Raw genomic sequence first — 8,943 nt, 5'->3', positions numbered from 1 at the left:
GCGTTGTTGGTTCCTCAGGTGATTGACGGTACCCAATAATAAATTGGTCATCCGCATACGCGGTCCGTGCAGCAACAACCGCATCTAAAACAGCCAACCCGTATTGCATACGTGCAGCTAAATCACCACCCCACTCGTCCGTCCGCTGATTAGCGTGTTCTGAGAAAAACTGTTGCATCGCATACATATTGGCCCCATGCAATTCCACACCAGCAAACCCAGCTGCAATTGCCCGGCGTGTTGCCTCACCAAAATCAGCAATACTCTGGCGAATTTCGGCATCGGTCATTGGTCGTGGCGTTGCCATACCTGGTTGGTGACCTGGTACATCTGAAGGGCCGATAACATCATCGTGCAAAACAGCAGCCGTTTGGGCGATACGACCACCAAATGATAGCTGCAAAACAGGGACTGAGCCACGGTTTTTAATGGCATCCGCAATTTTCTTCAGGCCTGGAATTTTCTCATCGACATCCGCCCCAATTTGGCCAACATAGGTCTTACCAGCCATCGATACGTAGGCCATTTCGACAATAACTAAGCCCGGGCCACCAGCCCGCATCTTGTAGTAATTCACCTCATCATCTGTCACGACACCCGTCGCAAATGATGATCGCAAAGTTGTTGGTGGAAAAACAACACGGTTTTTAATTTCAACACCGTTCGCCAACTTAAAAGGCTCAAGGAATTTATAACTCATCAGATTTAACTCTTTCTACTTTATATGTGATTACAATTATAGCATTCTGGACAACGGCGTATTGATGCCCCTTTTTCTCGCTGAAATCTCAGCTGACATTTACAATAAGTTTAACAAATTTGTCGGCTTGTTTTGTAGAAAAAGAGGGGACTCGAATATGAAGTTTGAAACAAAGGTCATTCACGGCGGGACACAAGAAGATCCCTACACGGGTGCTATTACAACGCCAATCTATCAGACGTCAACTTATCACCAACAGACACTTGGTGGTCATGCAAAATACGAGTATACACGTGGTGAAAACCCTACCCGATTCGCTTTGGAATCAGTGATGGCAGCCATTGAAAACGGAACAGATGGGTTTGCCTTTTCATCTGGTATGGCAGCGATTCATGCCACAATGAGTTTATTGAAAGCCGGCGACCACATTGTGATGGCCAACGATGTATATGGCGGCACCTTCCGCTTAGTTAATCGGATTTTAACGGATTTGGGCATTACGTTTACGGCCGTTGATACCGCTGACAGTGTGGCTTTACAAGAAGCGATTAAGCCAACGACGAAAATGGTTTATTTGGAATCACCATCAAATCCATTAATGCACGTAACCGATATCGCCGAAGCAGCCCGCATTGCTCACGATTCTGGCGCCATTGCTGTCGTGGATAATACGTTCGCCTCGCCTTACAATCAAAACCCCTTAGACCTAGGTGCCGATGTCGTTATTCACTCCGGCACAAAGTATCTAGGTGGTCACGCCGATGTATTATCTGGCTTCGTCATTGTGAAGGACGCCGAATTGGCTGAACGAATTAAGTTTATTCAAATGTCAATTGGTGCAGTTTTGTCACCCCAAGATTCATACTTGGTCCAACGCTCAATTAAAACATTGGCTTTGCGAGTACAGCGTCATAATGAAAACGCCATGGCATTAGCCGAATTCTTAAACAATCACCCCAAGGTAGCCAAGGTTTATTTCCCTGGCTTGCCTGGCACACCAGACTACGAAATTGCACGTCGTCAAATGCGCGGGTTCGGTGGCATGATGTCAATTGAGCTGCAGCCCGGGCTGGACGTTAAGCAGTTCGTCGAGAATTTGGATGTCTTCTTATTAGCTGAGTCACTTGGTGGTGTTGAATCTTTGATTGAAGTGCCAGCCATCATGACCCATGCATCAATTCCGCGCGACATTCGTTTAGCTAACGGCATTAAGGATGAATTGGTTCGTATTTCAGTCGGCATTGAAGATATCGATGATTTGATTGCCGACATGACAAAAGGCTTGGATGCCTTGTAATATTGCTTAAACAGGCAAAATAAAAACCGCGTTAACGTATATCTACGTTTAACGCGGTTTTTCAGTAAGCTACTGATGTCGTCAAATTACTTTGACTCCAATTCAGCCTTACCCTTGGCCCATTGTTGAATGTTAACAACTTCAGCCACACGAGCCTTCTTTGCAGAATCGTGTGATGTTGGTCGCTTACGAGCCCATGAGTTATATGGTGATTGAACAGCCATGATCATTTCCTCCATTTATGTTATCGATAACTTTACTAGTATACCGATAAAAACAAAGTGCGTCAAACCTTTATCCTAAATCCGTCAAACTTTCTCTCACAAATTGTTGAGAAGCATATGCTAAGCCCGTATACTAAAGTTACTATGATTACACAAAAGACAACGTTCCCAGATTTCATCTGGTATCAAGTACATGATATGACACCCGAAGAGCGATCATGGCTCACAACCGACCAGCTCATTCCCAATGAATTACTTAGTTATGCTGTTGACCCCTACGAAAGCGCCCGAATGGAGTACGACGAAGATGCTGATTTAACCTTAATCATTTTCGATGTGGTGACGCCAACCTCAACCCGGGCCACAACCGAGCCAATTGGCATGCTCTTTAGCAATGACCAAAAGCGGTTGTTCACCTTTACGCGTCCCGAAACTGATTATGTGGATAACTATCTCAGTGGTACCGAAGTGAGTCGCCGACCATTACCTGACCACGCAACGCCATTAGACGTCATTCTAAACGGCGCCGAGCTACTGTCGTCTAAATTTATGTCGGCAATTTTGGAAATCAACCGTCGGCGCACGCCAATTCAAAGTGAGATCCGTAAAACCAAGCAAACCCAAAAGACTATCGACCAATTGATGGATTTGCAAACCGATTTAATTTATTTACTTAATTCGCTACATACTGACCGCGATTTACTGCGTTCATACAAAGCGCGCAAAACGGTGCAATTAACTGACCATCAGGCTGAACGCATTGATGACGTTACCGTCGAATTACAACAAGCCATCGATACTGGTGAACTATCACAGCTCGTGACCAATAGCGTCTCAGATGCGTTCGTTAATTTGGCAAATTCTAATTTGAATTGGACTATGAAATTACTGACAGTTTCATCAATCGTATTGACGGTCCCTAACATTGTGTCAGGGTTCTTTGGCCAAAACGTCTCATTACCCTTCACGCACACCCCAATGGGTTGGATTATCACAATTATTTTAACTCTAATTCTGATGAGCATTACCACTGTTATTTTATGGCGGTCGGGGTTCTTTCGAAAGTAACCGACCACACAAAAAAAGCACCTTCGGCGAAGGTGCCTTTTTGTGTGTCTTAACGACCCATTAATTTCTTCAACAAACTGTAAATCGCATACTTAGGGCCATTGATTGGCTTAACGAAAGTTCCCACCTTTTCTTCAGCAAAACCGGCAAAGCCTTGCTTGAAGCCAAGTACACCGTCTGATCCATCAAACACACCAGAAATACCATAGAAATTATAGTGTGGAATGTGACGTGCAACTGCCTGCTTAAAGGCATACTCTTGGACAGCATATGGCCCATAGAAATTCTTGTACTCGTCGTAAGTACCTGAATACAAGTAAATCATTTCGTTAGCGGTTGCCAAGAATAATGAACCCGCGATGACCACAACATCTTGGCCGGCCTTCTCACGTTCGACCTGCGCTTGGGCAATGCGCTTTTCGTGTTGCTTATGTTGATCCGCATATTCCGCACGTTGGCGTTGCAACTTCTTATAATTAGGCTTTTCCGCAATGCGGGCATCCAAATCCGCCACAACTTCAGCTAAGTGATCACGTGCCGCTTCTTGGCCAGCAATGTAAGCTGGAAAATCCATTTCTGCGAAGACAAAGTAGGCATCATCACCAAATTCATCAAAGACGATTTGATAGAACTCTAAATCTTTATCGTGATAATCCAAACGATCAGCTGTGTGTTGCGTCAATGCTTTGAAGTCCGTTAAATCTTCACGGCCTAAGCGACGCAACTTGATACCAAATTGATCCGTCTTCTTAAGGTAGTACTTGCCATCCTTGGCAAAAGATTGACGTAACGCCTTGTCGGCATCGTCAGCTGCTAGCACTGGCGTCAGGTCCTTCACATATTGCCATGATGGCGAAGCGTTCGTTGTCCATCCCTTAGGGGCTGGTGTGTGCTTGAAGCCTGCAGCAGTTAAGGTTGTCATTGGCGCTTCGTTAGCTGCGCCGATTTGAACCCCCTCATCATCATAACGGCGGTAAATTTCATTGGGCACGACACGCAAGAACAAGCCACTGTGCGACTTAGCAAACTTTTCAACACCAGCCACAAACTCATTTACAAGCGCCTGATTGCTGTAATCAATTAGCATCCCACCATCGATTTGGAAAAGATTACCCATGCGCACTGGAATCCAAGCTAGTACGGCGGCAGCCACAACCGTTGCGTCTTCTACCAGCCCTACCAATGTCGTTTGCCAGCCACGGCGTGCGAGCAAACGTGCTTGAGCACTAGTTTGCAAGTAACTACCGGCCTGATGACCTTGTGCAAAGTCATCAAATTGGGCCTCCGTCAATTGTTCAAATGATCGTGTCATATCTTCTCACTTATGTCCCTTAACTAGAATTTCAATACTCTAAATTATACGCTATCTACCTGTAAATTAACAAAAACCACGCGAACCTCTTAATAATTCGGCACTGTGGGTAACCTGTTGAAAAGACTAAACACTATCCACCGGTTATACAAAGTTATCCACAAACTAACAGTTTTATCCACAATAATATCCACAGAAACCTGTGTAAAACTTAAATTAAACACAAATAAAAACGAACTAACGATAATCGCTAGTTCGTTTTCTGTTATTTCAAATGTAATTTATGAGCTAAACTTGTTGCCCGTGCGCCAAGCACTTCCTCACCAACATGTGTCTTTAGCATGGCAATACCGTAAATCACGGCACCGACCAAACCACCAACAATCAACAAGATAAGTTGTGGGATTTTCCCATCTGACACAAAGTAACCTAACGTGCCAACGACCGGTGCAACCACAATGTACATCACCAGACTCCAGAATAGGATAATCATTACTGAGTAATTAAATGGTGCCCAACTAATATCAAAGCGCTTCGTCAAACGACGAATTGACATCGCTAATCCGACAATAAAGGCCAAGGCCGTTGAGACCAGCGGTCCCATACCATACAACCAAATGGTCAATGGCACTTGTAAAGCGAACTTCAAAACCAGCATCAAAATCAGCACTTTAACGGTATAGCGCAAATCATGCAATCCTTGGTATAACGCCAACACAACCATGTAAGCGCCCAGCAAGATTGCCGTGAAGCTAGCGAATTGCAACACCAGCGTACCATTCGTTAAATCAGCCGTGTTATAGAACACAATATAAAGTGGACGTGCCACAGCTGCCATGCCAAGTGAGGCCGGAATCATCACAAACGCCAACAACTTAAACGCAAATTGAATTTGGTTGTTAATGTTGTCGCGATCCCCAATTTCATGGGCACGCGCTAGCATTGGCAAAGCTGTTTCGGCCATACCGACTGCCAATGACACAACCAACATAATTAGCTTGTTTGAATTAAACGCAAATTGTGAAAACATCGCTTGTTGCGCATGGTTCACAACTGACGTGAAGTGATTCATAATGCGGAAGAATGTGTATTGATCAATCACTTGCACCAGTGAAATTGCTGAGCCAGCAAAGATAACTGGCACTGATTGACGCGCCATGCGGAGCATCACTGCGCGAGGATTGAAGTCTGGTGCTGGTACTGCATTTGCAAGTTGTGTTGCAAAGAATTGACGACGACGCCAAATGCCGTATACCAGAATTGCAATTCCAGCTAACGCACCCCAGAAAGCAGCAAACGTTGACTGGACCGTTGCATCAATCCAATTACCATGGTGGCCGATCATAATCCAATACGTCGCAGCAAGCATGTAAATCACACGTACAAGCTGCTCAATGAACTGTGACATAGCCGACAAGCCCATGAACTCAAATCCCTGCACGTAACCCCGCAACATTGAAAGCGCCGGAATAATAACCACCGCGGCAGCCAATGAGCGAATGACTGGAATCACATTTGGATCACCTTGTGACAGCACGCCGGCTAAGAAGTAGAGCACCGCCCCAGATGCGATTCCCAGGATGGCTCCCAGTTGTAAGGCCTGCCGGAAGACTTGCTTCACTGCCCCATATTGGCGAGATGCGCCATATTCCGCAACCAAGCGTGCCAAGACGTTCGGCAGACCAGCCGTTGCAATTAGCAAGGCCACACTATAAATTTGATAACCTTGGGCAAACAACGAGTTCGCTGATGTGAAATACAGATTTCCAATCATTGCAACCCAGGGGATAATGTACAAGGCCCCTAATACACGGGAAGCTAAGCTACCGATGGTCATCCATGCCGAGCCACGTAACATACGTGATGCCGCATTCTCATCATCAATGAAGTCGGCTTCTAGCTCTGGTACGGTTTCAATTTCATCAGCCATAGCTGGCGTCGATTCTTCAGGAACACTTTCTGCCGTGTACGCAGGTTCAGGACGAGTCACAGTTTTTGTAACTGGTGGCTTCACTGGTACAACCTCTTCAGCTACGGTGGCTGGTTCAGCTGTCATAATATCCGACGGGGTTACCGCCTTAGCCGTCACTGGCTGAACAGCTGCGGCCTCATCCGTATGGGTTTCCTCAATCGAATCTGGCTTCACACTTGCTTCACGGGCGAACGTATCAGGCACCTCATGTACTTTGAACGTTGAGACGCCTTCCGGACGGGTTACAACTTCGGTCACTGATCGTGGCTCTAACTTCGCCGAGGCTGAATCATGTTGTGCCTCTTTCTGCTCATCACGGGCTTCGAAGATATCATCAACTGTTGCACCGTTTAATAAAGCCGCCAATTCCTCAAACGTAATGTCACGACGGAATGGTGATTCTTCGTAATTGGATGATTTATCGTCAGCCATTTCTTGACCGTCCCCTTTCGTTTGTCACAGTAGTCACTACTATAATCGATACTACTTTCAATGACGCTACACAGACTCGAACTGTGATCTAAGACTTAGGAGGTCCTTGTTCTATCCTGTTGAACTATAGCGCCAAAACTTACCTAAGTTACTATTATACACAAGAAAACCCGTTGTTTGTAGAGTCAAAGTAAATCCGAAACAACGGGCATGATTTTCTATTCAATTAATTGTTGCCATTTTGCCATAATCGGTCCGGTCGCAAAGTCTTTGGCACGGGCTAATGACTTTGAGGACAGCACACGTCGCATTTCCGTACTGTGTAGCAGTGGTTCCAATCGATGCCAGATGGCTGTTGCGTCCTTCGTGGCTAGCTCACCGTACACACCACCTTCAAGGATTTCAACTGCCCCGGTGTTATCCGTCGACACAATTGGCAAGCCAAAGCTCATTGCCTCAACCAAAACCAGCGGTAGCCCTTCCCATCGTGACGTTGCCAAAAAGATAGAGGCCTGCCGATAATGCTCGGCTAACGCCTCATCATGGAGCGCGCCACGATACACGACTTTATTTTCCGCATGATTAGCATGAATCAATCGCTTGAACTCCGCGACATCCGTCGGCGTACCATCACCAGCAATGACAATCTGCCAATCATCAGGCAAGTATTGCGCGACAGCTAACATGATATCAATGCCTTTATGTTGGATAGCAATGCGACCCGTGAACGCAATTTTGTGGCTCGTCACATCAGCCTGGCCCACAATGGGCATCGTAACCGGATTCCAAATTTTAATCGCCCGATCAGTGACTGTTTGAAAGCCAGCTAAATCTGATTCTGTTAAAGCAACGACCGCGTCGGCCGCCTTCACTCCGGCTACAAATTCAGGTTGCATCTCACGATAATACTGATTAAAGTACGTATCAATATTATTATGCATCCAAGCAATCATCTGCACATGCGGCGCCCGCGTCTTAAGATAGGGAATAAAGCTTGTCAAAATACCCGCATTTACAATTAGCACATCAATTTTTTCAGTTATTAAAACATCCCCCAAATCGGCCATTTGCACCGCATAACGGGTTAATGGCGCGGCCCCATTTTCGGGCATCACTGGATGCTTGGCCGGGACTAAACGGCCTTTTAACTCATAATAAGAAGGCACGTCTGCCAGTTGATAGTACTGTACATCCGCAAATGCCGTCATCGCATTACCAACCACTGTCGCAGCTCGTTTCATGCCGCCAAGTCCCAAATTTTCTATCGCCATGAGTACACGCTTCATACTGCACCCTCCCCTCTACCAAAGGCATAAAAAAAGAGGAACACCCACAATTTGAGTGTTCCTCCTAAGTATAGTCACTTCTGAATAAAAAGTATCATGTCATGTCCTGAAACCTGACATGTTATTTTTTACAAAACGACGTTAACCAACTTACCAGGGACCGCGATTACCTTCTTAGGTTGGCCACCATCGAGTTGCTTTTGCACTGCTTCATCAGCAAGCGCTAGTTCTGTCATCTTGTCACGATCAGCATCGGCTGGGATCGTCAAACGACCACGCACCTTACCGTTAACTTGCAAGACGATTTCAATTTCATCTTCAACCAAAGCAGATTCATCAAACGTTGGCCAAGCAGCGTACGTAACAGATTCATCCTTGTGCAAGTAACTCCACAATTCTTCCGTCATGTGTGGCGCAATTGGGTTCAACAACTTGATGAAGCCTTCAACATACTCAACTGGCAAGTTTTCAGCCTTGTAAGCTTCGTTGATGAAAATCATCATTTGTGAAATAGCCGTGTTGAAACGGAGACCTTCATAGTCATCCGTTACCTTCTTGACCGTCTCGTTGTAAATCTTGTCCAACTTGTGGTCGTTAACCGTTGTAATGTGATCACGCAACTTGTCATCATCATCAATGAACAAACGCCAAA

Annotated in this window: 7 protein-coding genes, 1 tRNA gene and 1 pseudogene; 2 read left to right on the top strand and 7 right to left on the bottom strand. The window is 45.7% G+C overall.

The window, feature by feature from the left end; translation table 11 throughout:
* Positions 1-700: pseudogene (locus tag WEIDD23_RS05080) on the bottom strand (NADH-dependent flavin oxidoreductase); the annotation flags it as partial.
* A 157-nt stretch (positions 701-857) separates the two neighbouring features.
* On the opposite strand from WEIDD23_RS05080, the gene WEIDD23_RS05075 reads away from it, so the two are divergent.
* On the top strand, positions 858-1,997 hold the full coding sequence (locus WEIDD23_RS05075; protein ID WP_010370751.1) for a trans-sulfuration enzyme family protein: 1,140 nt from the start codon (positions 858-860) through the stop codon (positions 1,995-1,997).
* Between the two features lie 86 nt (positions 1,998-2,083).
* Here the strand turns inward: WEIDD23_RS05075 and WEIDD23_RS13510 are convergent, their stop codons facing one another.
* Positions 2,084-2,221: a hypothetical protein gene (locus WEIDD23_RS13510; RefSeq protein ID WP_003608805.1), complete on the bottom strand. Its 138-nt coding sequence runs from the start codon at positions 2,219-2,221 to the stop codon at positions 2,084-2,086.
* 144 nt (positions 2,222-2,365) lie between these two features.
* On the opposite strand from WEIDD23_RS13510, the gene WEIDD23_RS05070 reads away from it, so the two are divergent.
* On the top strand, positions 2,366-3,289 hold the full coding sequence (locus WEIDD23_RS05070; protein WP_029237436.1) for a magnesium transporter CorA family protein: 924 nt from the start codon (positions 2,366-2,368) through the stop codon (positions 3,287-3,289).
* 49 nt (positions 3,290-3,338) lie between these two features.
* On the opposite strand, the gene WEIDD23_RS05065 is transcribed toward WEIDD23_RS05070, so the two are convergent.
* From WEIDD23_RS05065 to WEIDD23_RS05045, 5 genes are all read right to left on the bottom strand, one after another.
* Positions 3,339-4,601, bottom strand: a complete 1,263-nt coding sequence (locus tag WEIDD23_RS05065; protein WP_010370765.1) for an aminoacyltransferase — start codon at positions 4,599-4,601, stop codon at positions 3,339-3,341.
* Between the two features lie 265 nt (positions 4,602-4,866).
* Positions 4,867-7,005 (bottom strand): putative polysaccharide biosynthesis protein, encoded by a 2,139-nt coding sequence (locus WEIDD23_RS05060; RefSeq protein ID WP_010370767.1) that lies wholly within the window; start codon positions 7,003-7,005, stop codon positions 4,867-4,869.
* A 61-nt stretch (positions 7,006-7,066) separates the two neighbouring features.
* Positions 7,067-7,139: transfer RNA gene (locus WEIDD23_RS05055), tRNA-Arg, on the bottom strand.
* Positions 7,140-7,223: 84 nt separating this feature from the next.
* The gene (locus WEIDD23_RS05050) at positions 7,224-8,291 is read right to left on the bottom strand and encodes a glycosyltransferase (protein WP_010370770.1); all 1,068 of its coding nucleotides are present in this window, start codon (positions 8,289-8,291) and stop codon (positions 7,224-7,226) included.
* Positions 8,292-8,419: 128 nt separating this feature from the next.
* Positions 8,420-8,943, bottom strand: a 524-nt coding sequence (locus WEIDD23_RS05045; RefSeq protein WP_156469579.1) for a class I tRNA ligase family protein, incomplete at its 5' end; no start/stop codon positions are given.

Source organism: Weissella sp. DD23, assembly GCF_001579105.1.
Lineage (GTDB): Bacteria > Bacillota > Bacilli > Lactobacillales > Lactobacillaceae > Weissella > Weissella cibaria.
The sequence above is the reverse complement of the archived record's forward strand: the minus strand, read 5'-3'. Positions and strand labels throughout refer to the sequence as shown.

What these genes read in the sequence shown, in the direction of transcription:
- WEIDD23_RS05075 (WP_010370751.1), top strand. Translation starts at nt 858, where the DNA reads ATGAAGTTTGAAACAAAGGTCATTCACGGCGGGACACAAGAAGATCCC.
- WEIDD23_RS13510 (WP_003608805.1), bottom strand. Translation starts at nt 2,221, where the DNA reads ATGGCTGTTCAATCACCATATAACTCATGGGCTCGTAAGCGACCAACA.
- WEIDD23_RS05070 (WP_029237436.1), top strand. Translation starts at nt 2,366, where the DNA reads ATGATTACACAAAAGACAACGTTCCCAGATTTCATCTGGTATCAAGTA.
- WEIDD23_RS05065 (WP_010370765.1), bottom strand. Translation starts at nt 4,601, where the DNA reads ATGACACGATCATTTGAACAATTGACGGAGGCCCAATTTGATGACTTT.
- WEIDD23_RS05060 (WP_010370767.1), bottom strand. Translation starts at nt 7,005, where the DNA reads ATGGCTGACGATAAATCATCCAATTACGAAGAATCACCATTCCGTCGT.
- WEIDD23_RS05050 (WP_010370770.1), bottom strand. Translation starts at nt 8,291, where the DNA reads ATGAAGCGTGTACTCATGGCGATAGAAAATTTGGGACTTGGCGGCATG.